The sequence below is a fragment of the Thalassotalea ponticola genome, from assembly GCF_041379045.1.
GTDB lineage: Bacteria > Pseudomonadota > Gammaproteobacteria > Enterobacterales > Alteromonadaceae > Thalassotalea_A > Thalassotalea_A ponticola.
Genome location: NZ_CP166871.1, coordinates 1,236,335 through 1,257,439 on the forward strand (window position 1 = coordinate 1,236,335; position 21,105 = coordinate 1,257,439).

The following is a 21,105-nucleotide window of genomic DNA, read 5'->3' on the forward strand; positions in this document are numbered from 1 at the left end:
GTGTATGGTCTCACAGCAGGCGAGGCATGATTTGGCCGCGCAACGATAAGTATAGTTGGCGGATTATAACAGACAACGGGGTAAAAATGCGGTTAATAAATGTACGTACTCATCGTTAACCGAGCTTTTATGCATACTAGCAATTGCGCTTATTGTATGATTTTTGTTTTAATAGCACCGATAAATTTAACAATACGATGTAGGACACTATGAAATACACTTTGTTAGCAGCCTCGGTAAGCTTATTACTGAGTGCTTGCGTAAGTACAACAACATCGACGCAACCTGAGTCGGCAGCGACGCAAAATAGCGCAATACCACAACAAGTCAAAGGTGACGAGGTTGTTAACCCAAATATCGATACCCAAATCACTCTAGAAAAAGTGATGTCTGATCCAGATTGGATGGGACGTGCGCCCGAGCAATGGTATTGGGGCGATGACAGCAACACCATTTTTTACCAGCAAAAGCGCGAAGGCAATCCAACCCGAGACTTGTTCAGCAAGTCATTAGCAGAGCAAGGTAATGGCGATAAGGTTAATTACACCACCTTGCACAAAGTGGCTGATAAAGGCGCGGTGCAAAGTGCAGATGGCAGCAAAGAATTGTACGTGTTTAAAGGCAATGTGTTTTTAAAAGATCTACAAGCTAAATCGGTTAGTCAACTCACTCATACATCGGCGGTAGAAACTCAGCCGATGTTTTTAACCAATGGCGATATTGCGTATCGCGCAGGTAATGTGTTTTACAGCTTAAACTTAACCACTGGTCAGTTACGCGAGCTTGCTAACCTAAAAATGACCAACACCCCAGGTAAAGCAAAAGCAAAAACCTATATTGCCAAAGAGCAACACAAACTGATTAAATTTGTTGCCCTGCAAGAGCGCAACGCGACAATCGCCGCTGACAAAGAGCAAGACATTCGAGACGTTAACGACACCATTGCCACATCAACATTCTATTTTGGTGAAGGCAAACGCGTGGTGCAAGCGCAATTATCACCTACTGGCGATAAACTGATTGTCTCTGTGGCCAAAGATATGCCGTGGAGCAAGCCAGAAGATATCATGCCAAACTACATCACCAGTGATGCGATGATTGACCCACAACGCGTGCGCTATCGCGTATCTGACAATCGTCAATATCAAGAACAAGTGTATTTGCTTGATCTTGTTAACGATGCACAGTACTTGCTAGGCTTTGATAGCCTACCGGGGTTTGACGAAGATGTACTGGCATCGGTTCGCAAAGAAAATTACGCCCGTGATGGCAAAACCTATGAGTCGAAAAAAGCACCTCGTAATATTCATTTGATGCAATATCAGCAAGCTATTAAATGGCACAAAGACGGCGAACACGTAGCCGTTATGTTGGAAGCGTGGGACAACAAAGATCGTTGGATTGCGACCATCGACTTTGACAACAAAACGCTAGTTAACCAACACCGTTTACACGACGACGCGTGGATTAACTGGGACTTTAATGACTTTGGTTGGTTTAACAACTCGGCAACACTTTACTACTTATCTGAAGAGTCTGGCTATGGTCATTTATACGTAAAACCAATTGACGGTAAAGCCAAAGCATTAACTTCTGGTCGTTATGAAGTTCGTCAATTAACCAAAACTCAAGACGAAAGCAGTTTTTATTTCCAAGCCAATAAAAAGCACCCTGGTATTTACGAGGTGTATAAGGTCGATGTTGATACGGCTAAAGTAACCGCGGTGACTGACTTAGGCGGAAACAACTCGTACGCATTATCTCCTGATGAAACCAAGCTGCTTATTGAGCACTCTACCACCACCATGCCACCAGAGTTATACGTGCAAAACTTGCGCACTAAAATGGCGCCAACACGTGTTACCTACACGGTGAGTGATGAGTTTTTAGCCATGCCTTGGACTGCGCCAACGGTTGTTGAAATTCCGTCAAAACACAGCGAACAAGGCATTTACTCACGTGTCTATCAACCAAAAGAGCAAACCGGCCCTAATGCTGGCAAAGCGGTAATGTTTGTACACGGTGCCGGTTACTTACAAAACTCACACCTAGGTTGGTCGGGTTACTTCCGTGAATTTATGTTCCACTCAATGCTGGTGCAACAAGGCTATACCGTAATTGATATGGACTATCGCGCATCAAAAGGTTACGGCCGTGACTGGCGCACAGCAATTTACCGTCACATGGGTAAACCTGAAGTTGAAGATATGCTTACCGGAGTAGACTGGTTAGTTGCTAACGCTGATATCGATAAAGATAAAGTGGGTGTTTACGGCGGTTCTTACGGTGGTTTCTTAACCTTGATGGCGCTGTTTAAAGAGCCGGACACCTTCGCCGCTGGCTCGGCGTTGCGTTTGGTATCTGACTGGACATCGTATAACCATGGTTATACCTCAAACATTCTTAATACTCCGGGCGATGACCCGATTGCCTTTGAGCGCAGTTCACCAATTTACTTTGCTGAAGGCTTAACTAAGCCGTTGTTAATTAACGCACCAATGGTTGATGATAACGTATTCTTCCAAGACAGCGTGCGTTTGGTTCAGCGCTTGATTGAGCTTGAAAAAGAAAATTGGGAAACCGCTATTTACCCAGTTGAGCCGCACGGTTTTGTACAGCCGAGCAGTTGGTTAGATGAATACCGCCGTATTTACAAACTATTTGAAACTCATTTATAGTCAAAACGTAGTTTAAACGGTTAATAAAGGCGCTCTCTAGTTACGGCTAGACGGCGCCTTTTGTTTCTATTTGGCCGGCAATCTCTTATAATAACGACCATATTACAACTATTGACTTAACACGAGTTTTAATACCATGTTAGAAACCACTTTGGCTGTTGATTTTGATTACACATTTCCTCCTAAGCCAGCGCCGTTAAACGATGCCGAAAAAGCTGACTATAAAAACAAGATAAAACAGCTTCTGAAAGAAAAAAATGCGGTATTAGTTGCCCATTACTACACCGACCCTGAAATCCAAGCACTCGCGGAAGAAACCGGAGGCTGTGTGGCTGATTCGTTAGAAATGGCTCGCTTTGGTAATCAACATCCGGCGGACACGCTTATTGTTGCCGGTGTTAAATTCATGGGTGAGACGGCTAAAGTGCTAACCCCTGAAAAGACCGTATTGATGCCAACGCTTGAAGCGACTTGCTCATTAGACTTAGGCTGTCCTATTGAAGAATTTAATAAATTTTGCGATCAACACCCAGAGCGCACAGTTGTGGTTTATGCCAATACCTCAACTGAAGTTAAAGCCCGCGCCGATTGGATTGTGACCTCAAGTTGTGCATTAGAAATTGTTGAGCACTTAGACGAGCAGGGCGAAACCATTTTATGGGGACCAGACAAGCACTTGGGTTCATACATTCAAAAGCAGACGGGTGCCGACATGATCATGTGGGATGGCGCTTGTATCGTTCACGACGAATTTAAAACCAAGGCGCTCCAAGACATGAAAGCCTTGCATCCTGATGCCGCTGTTTTGGTACACCCCGAATCACCAGCATCGGTGGTTGAGTTAGCCGATTGCGTGGGCTCTACCAGCCAGTTGATAAAAGCCGCACAAGAGCTACCGAACAATAAGTTTATCGTGGCAACCGATCGCGGTATTTTCTATAAAATGCAGCAACTTTGTCCTGAAAAAGAATTTTTTGAAGCACCAACTGCTGGTGAAGGGGCAACGTGTCGCAGCTGTGCCCATTGTCCTTGGATGGCAATGAACGGCTTAAAGGCCATTCACGATGCACTAATTGACCCTACCGGTCGCGAAGTGTTTGTCGATATGGACTTGCGCGATGGCGCGTTAAAGTCACTTAATCGCATGTTGGACTTTTCTGCAAAGCTCAAGTTATCTCAAACGAATAACACCTAATGATGTCAACAACTCGATAGTTGATTAAAAACAGTACAAACGGTGAATAGTTTTGCCGTTTGTACTTGCACCATAACCAAATATTCCCTAACATACCGACAACTTATTCGATATCAGCGAATAGGTTGATAATACGTGAAGACAACACGGAATAAAATTACACGACAATTCTATATAATGTGAGTTGTTTGAGTTGCTGCTAAGTGGAAATACCACGCCCGGCGTGCTCAGCCAAATCACTAATCAAATTAGGTGACGTGTCCGAGTGGCTGAAGGAGCACGCCTGGAAAGTGTGTATACGGCAACGTATCGAGAGTTCGAATCTCTCCGTCACCGCCATTTTTAATTTAACAGATCTCCGTCAGTTATAATTCATTGTTTTGTATATCGACCAAGTCTGTTTGCAAACATTTGGTCACTCTCCTTATTAAATCTTTTGCTTACCACAATATCCTTTTACTTGCGCAGGTAACTGGTTGATTACTATCGATAGCTAGCCGTTATCGAACTCTTCATTTTTATGCATACGTATGCATTCGCTTATTTTTTGCTCTGTTTATTTTCCTGTGTTAACAATGTATTAACATTATTCTGAGGTTTAACTTCGGGTTGATGTTGCTCACTACAAAAAACAATAAAAGCTTGGAAGCGTCGTAAAAATGACTGAAGGGATAATTTTTTGGGGATAGAATATGTTTAAGCTAAACGCAGTTTCTCGTGTGCTGCTGGCCTGTGGTTCGTTGGCGTGTTCGGGGCAATTACTTGCCGAACAAGTAGAGCCGATAGACGATGAAAGCCAACAAGATGAGATAGAAATCATTGAAGTTACCGGCTTCAAAAGTTCTTTAATTCAATCGATTAATCAAAAACGTTGGGCCGATACGGTCTCTGAACAAATAACCGCGGATGACTTAGGGGGACTGCCAGACGTGTCTATGGCCGATGCGTTAACGCGTTTACCTGGGATTGCAGCGGTTCGTACCGGTGGTCAAGCTGCAGAAATAAACATTCGTGGCCTCGGTGGCGGTTTTGTCTCATCCACGCTTAATGGTCGAGAGCAGGTCTCCACTTCAGGAAGCCGGTCTATCGAATACGATCAATACCCCTCCGAGCTTATTTCATCGGCGGCGGTGTATAAATCGTCAAAAGCATCGCTTATTGAGGGCGGCGTCGCGGGTACCGTTGAACTTAAAACCGCAAGTCCATTAGCCAATGAAGAGCAACATACCTTTAACGTAAATCTGCGCGGTATGTACAACGATCGCGCCAAGGAAGTTGCTGATGCCGAGGAGTATGGGCATCGTTTCAGTTTCTCATACCAAGGCAAATTTCTCGATGAAACCCTAGGCGTATCGATGGGCTATGCCCGCTTGTACCAACCCGGTGTTGCAACCCAGTTTATTGGTTTTGCATATAATGCAGATCAAGACATTGACTTTCTCGCCAACGATACAGACGGGCCAGTCGATTCCCCTGAAAATGAATACTTGAGTGAAGGCTTCGAGTTACAACATCTAGGTGGTGAGGAAACTCGTAATGGTTATGTAGGAGCCATAGAATGGGCACCTAATGACACCTTCATAGTGCGAGCTGATGCATTTGTGTCGAAATTCGATAGCGAGTCATTTGCCCGAGGTTTTAGGGTGAAATTTGACGGTGAAACGGCGGCCATCGCCAATCCAGTAATCGTCGATAACTCTATGATAGGCGGTACCATTAACCGTAAAAGCAAAGGTAATAATACCCGAGTTGAATTGGTTAATGATGACAATCAAGACTTCGATGAAGTTCAAAGTTATGGACTCAACCTAGACTGGCAAATTACCGACCGACTGAACGCTAACATGGACATCAGTTACTCGAGCGCCGAAAGCGAGTTTCGCAATGGTTTACTCTGGTCTTTGGTTGCCGAAGACGCTACCGTTGATAACCCGGTGCTGGATCAGAATGTCTCCATTTCCTACATGTTAAATGGGCTGGATTTACCTGACGTCGGCTTTAACCAAGAAGACGCCTTCACTGATATTAATCGAGTCATGGTGAGTAAATACGGTATTTATCCATACGAAAATACAGACGAGTTAAAAGCCTATCGTCTCGATTTTAACTACGCGTTAGACAACGACTTTATCTCTTCGATTGAATTTGGCGTTCGTTATTCGGATCGAGATTACAGCAGTGATCGTTCGGTATATGAGTACGGTGCTGACAATAACTTCTCAAGCAGTGAACCACCTCTGCGTTTAACCGAAGACATGGTTGAAGTGGTAAATTGGGAGGGTGAGTTTGGCTATTTTCCAAGTTATTTAGCGATTGACTTAGACAAAGCTTTAACGGCTTGGTTTGGTAACGATATTCCTCAACCTGTGCAGACGTGGGGGGCGGATGAGAATGGGGTAATCAATAATTCTACCTCGTGGTCTGTGCTACAAAGTGGTGAAGTCTATGAAAAAGTATTCTCGGCTTATGTGATGGCTAACCTTGATTTTGAGCTATTCGACACCCCGATCACCGGTAACATTGGCATTCGCATGGTAGACACAGATCAAAGTGCGACCGCATTAGACAATGTTGGTGGTGTGATAGCCGCGGGCGCCCAAAATGTTATGGATGAAGTCGGGCTGGTTAACTCTAACTATGCACCCAGAGTGATTGGAATCGAGTATACCGACTACTTGCCGTCCATTAACTTAAACGCGAAACTGACCGACGATTCGCAATTGCGTTTTGCCGCGGCAAAAGTGATGTCTCGTCCGCCGATCAATCGTCTCGCAGCCGATCGCAGCGCCACCGTCGCTGATGATGGTAAAGTATCGGGGTCAAGTAATAACAGTCCGTTCCTAAAACCGTTTTATGCGACTCAGTATGATCTGTCCTACGAATACTATTTTAGTGAAACTGATGGCGCCGTTGCCGTCGCTGTGTTCTACAAAGATATTGAATCCTTTATTCAAAACCTGACGGTCAGTAACTTTGACTTTAAAGAGGCCGGTTTTTACGTTCCAGACACTATTGAAAATGAAACCACCGGTGTTGTTAGCGAAGTCGATCCGATAGGAATATACAGTACCGCCATCAATAACGAAGAGGGTGGTAACATCAAGGGGCTTGAGATTTCCTATACCCAAGTATTCTCATTTTTACCCGAATTGTGGTCCGGTTTAGGGGTTAGTATGAGCTACTCACATACCAAGAGTGATGTTGAACTTGTCACCGATCTTGCCGGTGGTTCTGTAGAGCAGTCATTACCTGGCCTATCAGAGAATTTGTTAACCTCAACCCTATTTTGGGAATACAAAGATTTCGAAACCCGCGTCAGCGTTCGCTATCGCGATAAGTTCGTCTCTGAGCAATGGGGAGTAAACCAGCAAATCGCTAATTTCGACGAGGAAGTGGTGATTGATTACCAAGCGTCCTACGACATTACCGATAACTTTGGTGCCATCTTTCAGGTTAATAACCTAACCGACGAGCCAACGCAAAGTTACTTTGGTAGTAAACAGTTTTCCGGTACGACCCAGTTTTTTGGTCGCCAATTTTACTTAGGTGTTACTTACTCGTTTTAGTCCGAGACTAATCCGCTAAACCTAAGTAACGATTGAATAAGGAATAATAATAATGAAAACGACAAATAATCTAGCCAATTTGCTGATTGTCGCCTTAATATCGCTATTTCTAACCGCATGTGGCGGTGAGAGCGATATCAAGTCTGGAGAAGTTCTTCTCACCTGTGATGTGCCTTTGGTTCCTGACGAGACAGGAACATCGTGCGTTGAACCTGAGCCAATTCAATGTCCACCGCCAACGGTGCCCGATGCGCTCAATGAAAGTTGTGTGGTTGGTGTTGACCCTAATGCACCAGCGCCTGTGTATTTTCCAGCTGAAAATGAAGCCGTATTGTATTTTAACCTGGGTACGGACAATCCAGATGATTATATAGGGTACCGTCTGCATACGTGGAACTCTGATCAATGCGATGCCTACGCTCCGCCGCACGATGAGTCGGACTGGGCAAATGGCCATGAGTATGCTGGGATTGACCCCACCTATGGCGCTTACTACATTGTTAATCTAAAAGAAAGTTACTCCGACTGCGGTAACTTTATTGTCCACATTGGTACTGACGATGCCGGAAAAGCATTGGGAAGCGGTGATTTCCAAATGCCACTGCGTCAGGACGATCCAACCTATGCGCGGATGAACTTCACCTTTAATGGCGAGCCATCTGTATTTGAGTACCCAGTCGTATCGTTGGGCAAACAACCGGTAAAAGCGGCGGATTTCGCAGCTCACTGGATTGATGCCAATACGTTGGTTTGGAATTCTGATGCTGATGTTGCCAGTGTCAAGCTACACTATTCTGCTAGCGCGGGCATTGAGGCTGACGAAAACGACGTATTTAATGGTTCTACGTTGGAATTAAGCGCTGTTGATCTAACTGATGAGCAAAAATCGTTTGCCCCCAAAGTCGCCGACTGGCCAGCTTATCAAGGCGATTGGACTGCAGAAGAGGCCAAAGCTGTGTTGAAAGGTCAGTTAGTACTGGTTGGCTACAACAGCGATGGTGAGACGGTTGCGGCGAGCAACGTTCAAGCCGATAAGGTATTGGATTTCCTTTATACGATGGGAGACATGGATGCCGATGAAGCACAGCTAGGCGTCAACTATGACAACGGCATGATTGATGTTGCGCTTTGGGCACCGACTGCGCAAAGCGTCGTGTTAAAAGTCTATGACAGCAGTAAAATCGAGATTGGCAGCTACCCTATGGTAGAAGACACCATGACGGGGATCTGGCACCACACGGCGGATTTATCTATTGATCGGGCTTTTTATCGGTATGAAGTAAGGGTTTATCATCCGCAAAACAAGATGATAGAAACATTATTGGTAACCGACCCTTATTCAGTTAGCTTGTCGACCAATGGTGAGTATTCGCAATTTGTTAACTTAGAGGACTCTGAACTGTATCCTGACGGGTGGATGGAACACACAGTGCCTACCATCGCAGATGTTGAAGATGCAGTTATTTACGAAGCTCACATCCGTGACTTCAGCGCTTTAGATCAGAGCGTTAGCGAACAAAACCGCGGTAAATACTTAGCGTTCTCTGAAATGGATAGCGCGCCAGTAAAGCACCTAAAAAAGCTGGCGGATAGCGGTTTAACTCACTTTCATATATTGCCCGCTAACGACATAGCATCGATAAACGAAGATCCACAGCGTATCATCGATTTAACCAATACGGTTGCTGATCTTTGTGCATTAAAGGCTGATGCGCCTGTATGCGGGGTTGAAGATGCCAATGCAACGCTTCAGTCTGTGTTAGAAAACTACAGCCCTTACAGTAATGACGCCACCGATTTAATGGATGTGTTGCGTGAATTTGATAGTTTTAATTGGGGCTATGATCCTAAACACTTTAACGTCCCAGATGGTATTTATGCTTCGGATGCTGACGGTGTAGCCCGTATTAAAGAAATGCGCGCTATGATTCAGTCGTTGCATAGCATCGGATTGCGTGTCGTGCTAGATGTTGTCTATAACCATACCAATTCAGCGGGTCTATGGGATAATTCAGTTTTTGATAAAATTGTTCCCGGTTATTACCACAGTCGCGATGTTATTTCTGGGGCCGTAATTCAGTCTACCTGTTGTAATGATACTGCACTTGAGCATCGAATGATGGACAAGTTCATGGTGGATTCATTACTGCTTTGGACTGAGCAATACAAGTACGATGGTTTCCGATTTGACATCATGAGCCACGGTTCTAAGCAACAAATGCTCGCCGCCCGCGATGCGGTTCGTGCAATTGATGAAGATAATTACTTCTACGGTGAAGGCTGGACCCGCGATGATCGCGGCTTTGAACAGGCCAATCAGTTCAATATGGCGGGAACCGAAATATCAACATTTAATGACCGTATTCGCGAAGGGATCCGCACGGGAGAAATATTCTCCAATAAAGATTATGAAGATGGTCCGTTTATCAAACAGGATATTGTTAAGCTTGGTATGGCCGGTTCGTTAGCCGACTATGTACTGAAAAGCTATAACGGCGTTGATGCAACGGGGAGTGCATACAACCCAGGTATGTACGCCAAAGATCCAGCAGACGTGATCAATTATGTTTCCAAGCATGATAATGAATCGCTGTGGGATCAGTTGCAGTTTGTTCTGCCATTTTCGATGAGCATGGACGAGCGCGTGCGAGCACAAAACGTCTCTCAATCGATCATTTTGTTGTCGCAAGGAATTCCGTTCTTGCAAATGGGCGGCGATTTCTTACGCTCTAAATCATTAGACCGCAACACCTATGATGCAGGCGATTGGTATAATAAGGTCGATTTTGAGTTTTCGAGTAATAACTACAACGTGGGCTTACCACTCGATAAAGGGGGGCGCGATGACGATACTTTAGTTGCCTTAGCCTCTAATCCTATGGCTCAAGTTGGTATCAATGAAATCAGCTTTGCGAGCAATGTGTTTAATGAATTTTTGCAAATTCGCCAGTCGAGTAAGCTGTTTCGTTTGACCACGGCTGATGACATTATCAATCGCGTGGGTTTCCACAACATTGGTAAGCGTCAAATTCAGGGGTTAATCGTGATGAGTATTGACGATGGTATTGGCCTTACTGATCTCGATCCCATGCATGATGCGATCGTTGTTGTCGTTAACACCAGCAATATGGAACATTCGCACACAGTTGCCAGCGCATCTGGCTTTACCTTGCATGGCACACAGCAGACTTCTATTGATGGCGATGTCGCCGGCGCTAGTTTTAGTCAAGGCGATGGCGATGGCACTTTCACTGTACCTGCGTTAACGACCGCGGTATTTGTTAAGCCGCAGGGCGAAGCACAAGGTGAAGGCTTGTCGGCGTTTGCAACGGCAGGGGCACCTGATGTCGTACCTTACGGCGATACCACTGTACTAGTGCGCGGAGATATGAACGGTTGGGGTGAAATAGATGCCATGACGTATCAAGGCGGCGGCATTTACTCAGTCGATATCGACTTAGCTGCTGGTGAGTATTACTTCAAAGTCGCTTCAGCTGACTGGTCTACGGTTAACCTCGGCGCGCCAAATGGCGATGCGGTTAGCTTGAACAATCCGGTTGAGCTGGTGCCTGGTAGCAATGACAACCTGAGAATCGTTATCAGCGAAGAGACTCGCTACACCTTCTCCATTGATGCGAGCAATACCTCGACACCCGTGCTGACGGTAAGCTACGAAGAGCCATTTTATGGTACCACTGTGTTTTTGCGCGGTGATATGAATGGTTGGGGGGAAACTAACCCATTCACTTATATTGGTGATGGCAAATATTCACTCACCACTAACATTGAAGCCGGCGATAAGTACTTTAAAGTCGCATCAGCCGATTGGGCGACGGTTAATATGGGCGCACCGTTTGACGATACGTTAGTGCTAGAGCGAGAAGAGCAGCTTCTAGTTCCCGGTTCAAACGATAACTTGCATATGGAGTTTGCTGGCGGTGAATATACCTTTATCTTCGATGCTTCAAATCCACAGCAACCAACGTTGTCGGTATATAGTGCGAAAATGTTTGGGGAAACCACCGTTTATGTGAAAGGTGAGATGAACGGCTGGTCTGAGAACGACGCGATGACCTATGTTGGCAATAGTACCTATACGTTAACGTTGATGTTGGAGGCGAAGAGCTATCAGTTTAAAGTTGCCTCTCAAGATTGGGCAACGGTTAACTTAGGTGCTACCTCTGCTGATGATGCCGATGTTTATCTCGATACAGCAGAAGCTTTGGTGCAGGACTCGCAGACCAACTTTAGCATTGATATCAGCGAAGCGGGCGAGTATCTATTCACTGTTGTCGGGCCCGATCCGTTAAACTCAACGCTGACGGTGACTAAAGTTATGTAAGTCGTTAGCAGCAAATCGACTTAATTACGCCCGATCATCGCAGGGCTAAAAATTTAAAAGGGCATTGAATCGTCAATGCCCTTTGTCTTTTCGTTAATGATTGTTTAGGTGCACCGCTAGGCTTACAAGTCGAAGGTGCGTGATACGCTAACGACCACTCGCTCGTCTGCCGTATCCCAATCTAAGTTGGTGTTTTCGGCAGCAAGTTCAAGGTTAAAGCCTGCGTAGCTAGTTTGATACGCAAGGCGGTAGTGGTGATATGAACTGTCGTTGCCATTCCAGCTCCACTGGTCACCGTCTAACGAGTTTGACACGTCAAAACTTGCGCGCAGGGCGTGGTTTGGTGCGATTTCTACCGTATGGGCAACCATGCTAACGATATGGCCAGCACCGGTACCAAAGTAGTCCCAGCTGTACCAAAAGTTTAATTCGGTGTTACCAAAGGCATTGGCAAAGCCAAAGTTAGCATACACTTCAGGATAGTTACCCTCGCTCGATTCGCTCGCACCGTGATAGGTGTAATAAGCAATACCGTAGTCAAAGCTAATGTTATCGCTTAGTTGCAGGTACTGTCCAAGGTAGAAGTCCCACTCGGTATTGGTGGCACCACCAAAATCGACATTTGATGCCCAAGTACCCGCGTAGATGCCATTGTCCAAAGCCTTGTCTAGGCTCGCTTGAATCGCTGGCGAGTTTTGCGTTTGGCTGACACCGTTAAAGGTATAGTCAGATGTCGCGGTTACGGTTGTGCTCCAATCGGCTTGCGCAGACTGAGATGCGATCATTAATGGTAAAGATACAATAAATGTTTTAGTTAAAGACTTCATAACGTTAACTCATACTCTCAATTTTACTATAGTCGACTGTATTCTCTTTGGGTGAACCACTGATCTTGGTCACCGTGTGGAACTGCTGGTATAGGATGTAGCCAAAACACGCGAAGAATATGGCGATAACCAGTGCACCTACCCATTGAATTTGCAAGAAGTTCAATTTGAACAACAAAGTCAACAACGACAACGCCGCGATGTTTACAACCATGTATTTAGTCTTACCTAAACGCTCTACCGTTAAGTTCAAGTTGTCGGTATACAAGCGGATAAGCGAGTCGAGTGAATTAATGACAAACACCACCCCGACAAACACCATGGCAACGTTCAATATCCCTTCGGTGGCAATACCGGCATCGTGATAGTGATACAGCACGGCTAACCATGTAGCGATTGGAATTGAAGGGAAGACAAGCATCGCCAACAATACTTGATAGGTTTTTAAGCCACCAACAAAGCGCGAAGTGAACTGTCCAATCATAATGCTCCATGCAAACCACCAAAACAGGTAGAACGCGTGGTAATCGTTCATCGGTAATACAAAGTGATGCATATTGGGGAAATAGTCACCAAGCATGGCCAAGTTATTGACATAGCTTGATAGCTCGCTGTCACCAAATGCGAATGCCGATGTGCCCATAAAAGCGATCAAAGCGATAAACAACCAGCTGGTCGCCAAACTCAGCAGACGTACATATTTAATGTTGGTGCTTGAATACACCGCAAACGCGATCGCCGCAAAAACAATTAAATAAAATATCGGTAAAATTGACTCACCATCGCCAAGTGACGGCAAATACCATGGTAAGTTCGACAGCAACAAGTAGGCCGTAAAGGCACAGGTACCTATGATGACCACGTTGTTGATGATTTTCACCAGCGGTTTTTCAAAAAACTGGACCTTCGGCTCTATTACGCAGAAATAAAAACAAGTTAAAAAGTAAAAACCCCAGATTAAAAAGCCCCAAAAACCAAATTCGATGGCCAAGGGATTGGTAAATCCATATTCTGGGCTTGCTTTTATGTCTGCATAACCCGCAAATTCGGTAAGCGGAAACATAATTAAGCCAACGTCTAATCCAGATGTGAACAAGATCGCGATAAAGGTAAAGGTACGAACCGGTGTCACACCTACTACGGGTACGTTGCCCCACTTGTAAATAAAGAAGGCGACTGATAATAGGGTGAACAAAATACCTGCACTAAGCCATAAGGTCATTGTCGCCCTCCCAATAGAGATAAAAATAATTCATCATTACTCCAATTACTACTACTACTGTGTGTTTCTTCTGTGCGCCGAACCCGATGCGACAGATGTGTTTAACTACTCCCGGCCCCAACCGAGGTTGGGGAGGAGACCAAAAAGTTTGTCTCAACGCTTAGCGTTGTGCTGTTTGCCAGTCCTGACTTGACGCTACCGCAACGGGGTGTGCGGTTGGCGCTGACTTGCCGAGGATCATATCTGCGGCTTTTTCCGCGACCATAATGGTCGGCGCGTTCAGGTTGCCATTTGGAATGGTCGGAAAGATGGATGAATCCACCACCCGCAATCCGTCAATGCCGTGTACCTGAGTTTTTGAATTAACGACAGCAAGCTCGTCTTCACCCATCTTACAAGAGCATGAAGGGTGGTAAGCGCTCTCTACCGCTTGACGAACAAATGCATCGATTTCTTCGTCGCTTTGAATGTGTTCACCTGGCTGTATTTCACCGTCTCTAAACTGATCAAATGCTGGCTGTGAAATGATTTCACGCGTTAGGCGTACACAGGCTCGAAAACCTTCAATATCATCTGCGTGTTGCAGATAATTAAATTGAATTTTCGGCGGTACACTCGGATCGCTTGATTGCAACGTCACAGCACCTCGGCTTTTCGGCTTGTTGTGACCAACGTGCACTTGAAAACCGTGTCCTGAAAAGGCCTTTTTACCGTCGTAGCGGATCGCTGCAGGCAAAAAATGATATTGAATATCAGGCCATTCCACCCCAGCTTTTGAGCGAATAAATGCACAAGACTCAAAGTGATTGGTACTGCCAAGACCAGAGCGATTCAACAACCATTGGCTACCAATTTTTGCTTTTGACAACAAGTCCAACTCGCCGTTTAAGGTAATGGGCTGTTGACACTTGTACTGAAAGTAAAACTCCAAGTGATCTTGTAGATTCTTACCAACACCCGGGAGTTCGTGCTTTAGTTCAACACCGGCATTTTTTAATACCTCGGCATCACCGATTCCCGATAGCTGCAAAATATGTGGTGAGCCAATCGGTCCTGCACTTAGAATCACTTCCTTGCGACAATGCGCTTCACTGTTTTTGTTACCAATGCGGTAGGCAACGCCGGTTGCTTTTTTATCTTTAAGCAGTACCTGAGTTACCAAAGCGCCGGTGACAATGGTTAAATTAGCGCGACTCTTAATGGGATCTAAGTACTCGCGACTGGTGGAGCTACGCACACCGTCTTTAACGGTCATGTGCATCGGGCCAAAGCCCTCTTGTTGCTCGCCGTTGTAATCATCAGTCACCGGGTAGCCCGCTTGCTCGCCGGCCTTGATAAACGCGCGGTAAAGCGGGTTTTTCATCTCATTGCCGTTGTTTACGCCAAGCTCGCCTTGACTGCCGCGGTATGAGTTGTCACCTTTGTACCAAGTTTCAGCCTTTTTGAAATAAGGTAAACAGGCCTGATAGTCCCAACCTTCGGCGCCGTGTTCTTGCCACTCGTCAAAATCTTTGGCGTGACCGCGCACATAAACCATTCCGTTGATCGATGACGAGCCACCCAATACTTTGCCACGAGGACAGTGCATTTCACGATTGTCCAAAAACGGCTCTGGCTCAGAATGAAATTGCCACGCGTACTTTTTGGTGTTCATTGGAATCGACAAGGCTGTTGGCATTTTGATGAAAATACTCTTGTCCGAGCCACCTGTCTCTAGTAGCAACACCTTGTTGCTCGGATCGGCAGACAAGCGATTAGCTAGTACACAGCCAGCTGAACCTGCACCGACAATAATGTAATCAAACTCGCTCATACAACCTCCTTAAAATGGACTCTCTATCTGACTCATACCCACGTACACCGATTTGGTTTGGGTATAACTGTTTAATGTTTCAACGCCGTTTTCTCGGCCAACTCCCGACTGTTTGTAACCGCCAACAGGCATCTCAGCAGGTGAGTTACCGTAGGCATTTATCCAGCAGATACCGGCCTGTAATTGATGAATGACACGGTGCGCGCGCTGAATATCGCGACTGAACACACCTGCTGCCAGACCTAATTCGGTATTGTTAGCGCGCTTTATCACCTCATCTTCATTGTCAAAGACCAACACACTCATTACCGGACCAAAGATTTCTTCTTTGACGATGCTCATGTCGTCTGTACAGTCGATAAAGACAGTGGGCGCAACAAAATAACCATTCGGCGCAGACTCAGGTGATAAGGCGTGACCGCCAGTTAGTACATTGGCACCTTCAAGTTTGCCTTTCTCGATATACTCGAGAACCAACTGTTGGTGCTTTTTCGAAATTAATGCCCCTAAATTCACTTTCGGATCGAGTGGATCGCCGGCGATAACATTGTTCTCAGTACGTGTTTTTAGCTCATCTAAGAAGGCGACGTAAACGTCGCGATGCACGTACACTCGGGTGCAGTTGGTACAAATTTCACCTTGGGTATAAAAGTTACCTAGCATAGCTGCACTGACCGCTTGCGAGACATCGGCGTCGTCGAAAACGATCAACGGCGATTTACCACCGAGCTCCATTGTCACCTCTTTGAGGTTGGTGCTGGCGCTTTGCATGACTTTTTTACCGGTGCCGACTTCGCCAGTAAAAGACACTTTTTCTATGTCGTTGTGGGTGGTGAGCCATTGGCCAACACGCGCAGCTCCGTGAACGACATTAAACACCCCTTTGGGCATCCCAGCTTCGATAAAAATCTGAGCCAATTTAATCGCACCCATCGGTGTTTCTTCCGATGGCTTAAAAATCATCGCGTTACCTGCCGCTAGAGCGGGTCCAGATTTCCAACAGGCGATTTGCAGTGGATAGTTCCAAGCGCCAATACCGGCGCAAATACCCAGCGGCTCGCGACGTGTATAAAAGAAGTCTTCACCCACCGCTTGCTGGCTACCTAGTTGCGCAGGCGCTAAACCGGCAAAGTATTCAATCACATCAGCGCCGGTTTCGATATCGACACAATCGGCTTCTTGAATCGGTTTGCCGGTGTCTTGCACTTCGATGCGAGCGAGCTCGTCGTTGCGCTCACGCAACAGAGCAACGGCTTTTAACAAAATGCGGCTGCGCTCAATTGGCGTCATCTTCGACCATTGGGCAAAACCTTGCTTGGCGCTTTCAATTGCTTGCTGCAATAGCGCGTCGTCGGCTTCTTCCACCAAGTAGATGTCTTCATCACTGGCTGGGTTTTTCACCGCGAAGCTGTTGCCACTTTGACTTGCAACGAACTTGCCGTGAATAAAATTTTGTAAAACTGGTAGTGACATACTAGTCTCCGCTTGCTGAAATTAGGTTGTCGATAAACTGTTTCGCCAGGTGCTCGGCCTCTTTAAAGCCAGCTTCATCTGCTTGGCTTAATACGGCTCGAAGCCAGAGGCCGTCAATCATACCCGCACTAAGTTTGGCGGCTTGCCGAGCGTCCTCTTTAGGCATTAAGGTCTTAAGCGAGTACAACAGGTTACTGTACAAGCGTTGCGAATTAATGCGCTGTAATCGGCCCAGTTGCTGGTTGTGCATCGATTGAGCCCAAAAACTTAACCACGTTTTGGTTGAGCTGGCACTTTGTTGTACCACCGAAAAATTCGCTTCAACGATGTACATTAAGCGCTCGGCGGCGCTGCATCCACCCTGCGATTTTGCTAATAAAGTGGTGCGCAAATTATTTAATAAATACCGTACCGTGGCCTCTAACAAGCCGTCTTTACCACCAAAATAGTGGCTGATGATGCCAGACGATAATCCGGCGCGTTTGCTAATACTGTTAATGGTCGTGGCGTGTAAACCAAGCTCAGCGACCGACTCCAATGTCGCGTCTATCAGTTGTTGGCGACGTATGGGTTCCATTCCTACTTTTGGCATAAACTCTTTATTGATTGACTGTTCAATTAAAATAAATTCTAAAGAGTACGAACTATTGTCTCAAGGTTTTAAGCCGCGTTTTTTGTTAAACATTGTTAACTAAAATATTTTAACGTTTTATATCAAGGGGTTATCATTTCGATCTTGGCATTATGTGTACTGTTGAAATGATTCGTATAGAACGATATTTTTTAAAGGGTAACAACAAAGTGCCCTAATTTAGGGCGAGTAAACTGATCGAAAATGATCAGTGTGCTGAGCAAAATAAGCACCATTTAGTGGCTTGTTTAGAGAGGGAATAAACATAAATGAATTGGCTCAATAACAGCTTTTTTCGTTGTGGTATTTGATACAAGCGCTATCGCTATGAAGCAGTAAATCCTTAGCCGATAGGCAAGAGTTATCGACCTCAACCTTTGCCTTTCTCACCAAGTAAATGCTTATACGCTTATCTGTAATTCGCAATCTTAGTAATTTCGGCTAGCCTTATATTTCATATTTAACCTGTCGCTAGGTTGTGCATGGCAGTTAATCTACTCGGCGGGTGTACGAAGCGGTGCTTAACTATGTGTTCGGGCGCTGATATTATGGCTAATTCGAGGTGTTAACGGTGCGATCTACCATATCAACAGTCGTTATAACCACCGCAGCTTTATCTATTATGCTCGCGTTATTTTTTACCAATGTGGCGTCACTTGCCGGGTTTACTGTGGTGCCAACTGAGAAATTTGACCAATTGACTGCATCGCATGATGCGATTGAAAAATTAAAGCTCAACCACGCCAAGCAAAAAACGCTTACCACAGAGCACTTTTTTAATCGCACCAGTCAAAAAGTCGGTCAAACTGCGTTGTCTGCACTGACCATTGGCGCGCAAGCAGTTGTCGGGACATTAACCTATATGGAGCTAAATGAGTACTGTGAGGAGAAGCAACGTTTGTCCGAGCAAGAAAATTTACTGTTTAACATCAACAACGGCTTTGACTTTGATACCTGTCTTCGCTTTGCCAAAAAGGATTCTATAGACATCAAAGAGCAAGCGTGGAATATGGTTAAGAAAACCGCAAATGTTGATGTAGTAGCTGCTGGTGAAGACATAAAAACAAGTCAAAAAGAACTCGCCAAGCAGTTAAAACAAATAGAGTCGCTATATAAACAGCCCTAATTCGAAACAGGTATATTGACCTTTCAGACTGAGCAGAGCAAGACACTAAAATATATCAGCGCTGCTCTGCTACCTATGTAGTGGCTAATGGGTGTGTTTATCGATAAGTAAACAACACGTTTGAATAACTGCAGTATTGATAAGATTCACCCAAATAGCGGACCTCACCAAGGTGCGTTTTACTGTTTTGGCTAAGGGCTAAAGCGACCTTTTTGGTATTGCCTTGCCAAGTGTACTGGGCCTGTAATGGCTGCTCGGGCTGACGACACAGCTGCGTTGCCCAGCGTTTAAAGTTATCGGCGTCGAACACATCGTTTGCACGTTCAAATGTTTTGTCCGCTGACGGCTTACTGGGCGAAGGGTTGTTAAATTCAACCGTGATCTCAGATTGGCGTATTTGCGCACTGTCATTGCGATTTATGTAGTGAATGAGCGCTTGGTTTTCGTTTTTTGGTTGCAATACGAATACGCCATGCGCACCAACAACGCGAAGATTAATGGGTGCGCTAGTATCGACCGACCAATCGATAACCGCCGCCGTGGCCTCATCCACCCCCAACACAAATGGCACTTGGGTGTGTTCAGCAAGTACGGCAACACGTCCTTGGCGACCGCGCTCTGAAAAATGCGTATCCATAATGGCAAAATTGACTAAACCGATGCCGCCATCAGAGCGATACGTTAGGTCGGTATTGATTAAATCATCTTTGCATTGGTTGGTTTTTTGGCAACCTTCAATGGGTAGAACATCGGCTTTGGCGCCTCGCTGTAGTGCGGTTTCACTTGTGCCGTTGCTGATCATTACGGTGTTGTTATTAAGGTATTCACCGCCAGACATAACGGCGGTTCCGGCACTGGTGCCACCAACGATAAAACCGCCGCGATTAAGTTTGTGCTTAATCAACGCTAATACCGCATTGTCAGAGCCATCCTCATTAACAAAGGCTTTTCGGGTGAGTGATTGATCGCCGCCGTTGATAAACAGGCCATCGGCGTTGGCGATGATGTCGATTAGCTGTTGCGGCGACTGGCAAAATTGCTGTTGTTTGGCGAACAGATCAGGGTAAACGGCCTGCCTATTTGTTGAGCCATTTTGACCAAGCCTTAAGCGGTCTAGCGTTGCGCAAACCGCACGATCTTTAGCTTTTAGTTGCCAGGCTTTATTTAAGGTAGCATCGAGTGGCAGCCATTGGCTATTAGCACCCGCTTGGCTAAATACTTGTTGATAAAAATCGGCCGCTTCAAACGGGTCTCGAGCTGATGCAGTAAGCACAACCACATTGGGTTGTGCTTTGTTACTTAGCGTTTTAGCGTAATCAACAAACTGTCGATACAGCTCCTTGCTAAACACATCGTTACTATGACTAAGATTAACGCGCTCGTGCAGACGTTTGCCATCTTTGTTCACCGCTACTTCGAGTAAATCGTGTAACAAGTAGTATTTAAAATCATTTAAGGCGTTTATGGCAGGGTAATAGGGCGACTGTTTTAAGTAACGAGAAAATTCGGCTTTGGTCACGAGTTTGTCTTCAACGGTGTTACGCATCTGAGTGAAAAAACTTTCAATGGCCCGGTATTCTTGCGTGCTGAAATGCGCTTTATGCTGGTGTAATAAAGTCTGCTGAAGGTCACTAAATTGATAATAACTGGTCGTTTTTGAATCAGAATCTGTTGACCAAGGTGTTGAGTCATTGCATTGGCTTTTACTCAACGACGAACAGGTTTTTAACCCACCGCCAACTAAAAAAAGCTTACTACGGGCGACAGATTGTGTGTTGGTCGTGGGCGTCGTTTTTGAAACATGCTGTGCAACCGAATTGCGCTCGCTGCTATCACCTGTTGTTGCATTAGCAATCAGTGGCGTAGAGGCAAGTGCTGCGGTATATAAAAACGTAGAAAAAGCATGGCGTAACATAATAAATACTCGTAATGATGTGAAAAGAAGGCTTGACTTACAAGCTGTTTACAATTACAAAATAAATGTTACGTAGAAAAAATTAGCAAAAATATACTAACGAAGAAAACGCATATGTACAAGAAAGCAATGAAGCTCAGCACATATCGCTACTCACAATATTACTTATCTGAGTGGTTTGACGAATAAACCACGGACCCCATCAAGGCAGTCCGTGGGTTGTTGTGTCTACTCATCACTAAATCATCATCTCACTTGTTTGCAATGACTGCTGTGCTCATTTTTTGTGCCTGTCACAGCCTATGTTGGCATGCCCA

The 21,105-nt window shown here is 45.4% G+C and carries 11 protein-coding genes and 1 tRNA gene; 6 read left to right on the plus strand and 6 right to left on the minus strand.

Annotated elements, in window-relative coordinates:
- Positions 1–209: 209 nt before the first annotated feature.
- The 5 genes from ACAY30_RS05390 (at position 210) to ACAY30_RS05410 (ending at position 11,781) form a co-directional block, all read left to right on the plus strand.
- The gene (locus tag ACAY30_RS05390) at positions 210–2,678 is read left to right on the plus strand and encodes a prolyl oligopeptidase family serine peptidase (RefSeq protein ID WP_290250473.1); all 2,469 of its coding nucleotides are present in this window, start codon (positions 210–212) and stop codon (positions 2,676–2,678) included.
- A gap of 136 nt (positions 2,679–2,814) precedes the next feature.
- Positions 2,815–3,873 (plus strand): quinolinate synthase NadA, encoded by a 1,059-nt coding sequence (gene nadA, locus ACAY30_RS05395; protein ID WP_290250472.1) that lies wholly within the window; start codon positions 2,815–2,817, stop codon positions 3,871–3,873.
- A 251-nt stretch (positions 3,874–4,124) separates the two neighbouring features.
- Positions 4,125–4,212 (plus strand) — tRNA-Ser (locus tag ACAY30_RS05400).
- Positions 4,213–4,565: 353 nt separating this feature from the next.
- Positions 4,566–7,439: a TonB-dependent receptor gene (locus tag ACAY30_RS05405; protein WP_290250471.1), complete on the plus strand. Its 2,874-nt coding sequence runs from the start codon at positions 4,566–4,568 to the stop codon at positions 7,437–7,439.
- 52 nt (positions 7,440–7,491) lie between these two features.
- Positions 7,492–11,781 (plus strand): alpha-1,6-glucosidase domain-containing protein, encoded by a 4,290-nt coding sequence (locus ACAY30_RS05410; RefSeq protein ID WP_290250470.1) that lies wholly within the window; start codon positions 7,492–7,494, stop codon positions 11,779–11,781.
- 122 nt (positions 11,782–11,903) lie between these two features.
- Here ACAY30_RS05410 and ACAY30_RS05415 read toward each other — a convergent pair whose 3' ends face one another.
- The 5 genes from ACAY30_RS05415 to betI all read right to left on the minus strand — a co-directional run bounded on the left by ACAY30_RS05415 (position 11,904) and on the right by betI (position 17,708).
- Positions 11,904–12,608: a TorF family putative porin gene (locus ACAY30_RS05415; RefSeq protein ID WP_290250469.1), complete on the minus strand. Its 705-nt coding sequence runs from the start codon at positions 12,606–12,608 to the stop codon at positions 11,904–11,906.
- Between the two features lie 4 nt (positions 12,609–12,612).
- Positions 12,613–13,830 (minus strand): BCCT family transporter, encoded by a 1,218-nt coding sequence (locus tag ACAY30_RS05420; RefSeq protein WP_290250468.1) that lies wholly within the window; start codon positions 13,828–13,830, stop codon positions 12,613–12,615.
- Positions 13,831–13,990: 160 nt separating this feature from the next.
- On the minus strand, positions 13,991–15,643 hold the full coding sequence (gene betA / locus ACAY30_RS05425) for a choline dehydrogenase (RefSeq protein WP_290250467.1): 1,653 nt from the start codon (positions 15,641–15,643) through the stop codon (positions 13,991–13,993).
- A 9-nt stretch (positions 15,644–15,652) separates the two neighbouring features.
- Entirely contained in the window at positions 15,653–17,116 is a 1,464-nt protein-coding gene (gene betB, locus ACAY30_RS05430) for a betaine-aldehyde dehydrogenase (RefSeq protein WP_290250466.1), read from the minus strand.
- A gap of 1 nt (position 17,117) precedes the next feature.
- A complete protein-coding gene (betI, locus tag ACAY30_RS05435; RefSeq protein ID WP_290250465.1) occupies positions 17,118–17,708 on the minus strand; it encodes a transcriptional regulator BetI in 591 nt (196 codons plus the stop codon).
- A 661-nt stretch (positions 17,709–18,369) separates the two neighbouring features.
- Here betI and ACAY30_RS05440 point away from each other — a divergent pair.
- On the plus strand, positions 18,370–18,873 hold the full coding sequence (locus tag ACAY30_RS05440) for a hypothetical protein (protein WP_290250464.1): 504 nt from the start codon (positions 18,370–18,372) through the stop codon (positions 18,871–18,873).
- A gap of 97 nt (positions 18,874–18,970) precedes the next feature.
- On the opposite strand, the gene ACAY30_RS05445 is transcribed toward ACAY30_RS05440, so the two are convergent.
- Entirely contained in the window at positions 18,971–20,788 is a 1,818-nt protein-coding gene (locus ACAY30_RS05445) for a cyanophycinase (RefSeq protein WP_290250463.1), read from the minus strand.
- Between the last annotated feature and the right edge of the window lie 317 nt (positions 20,789–21,105).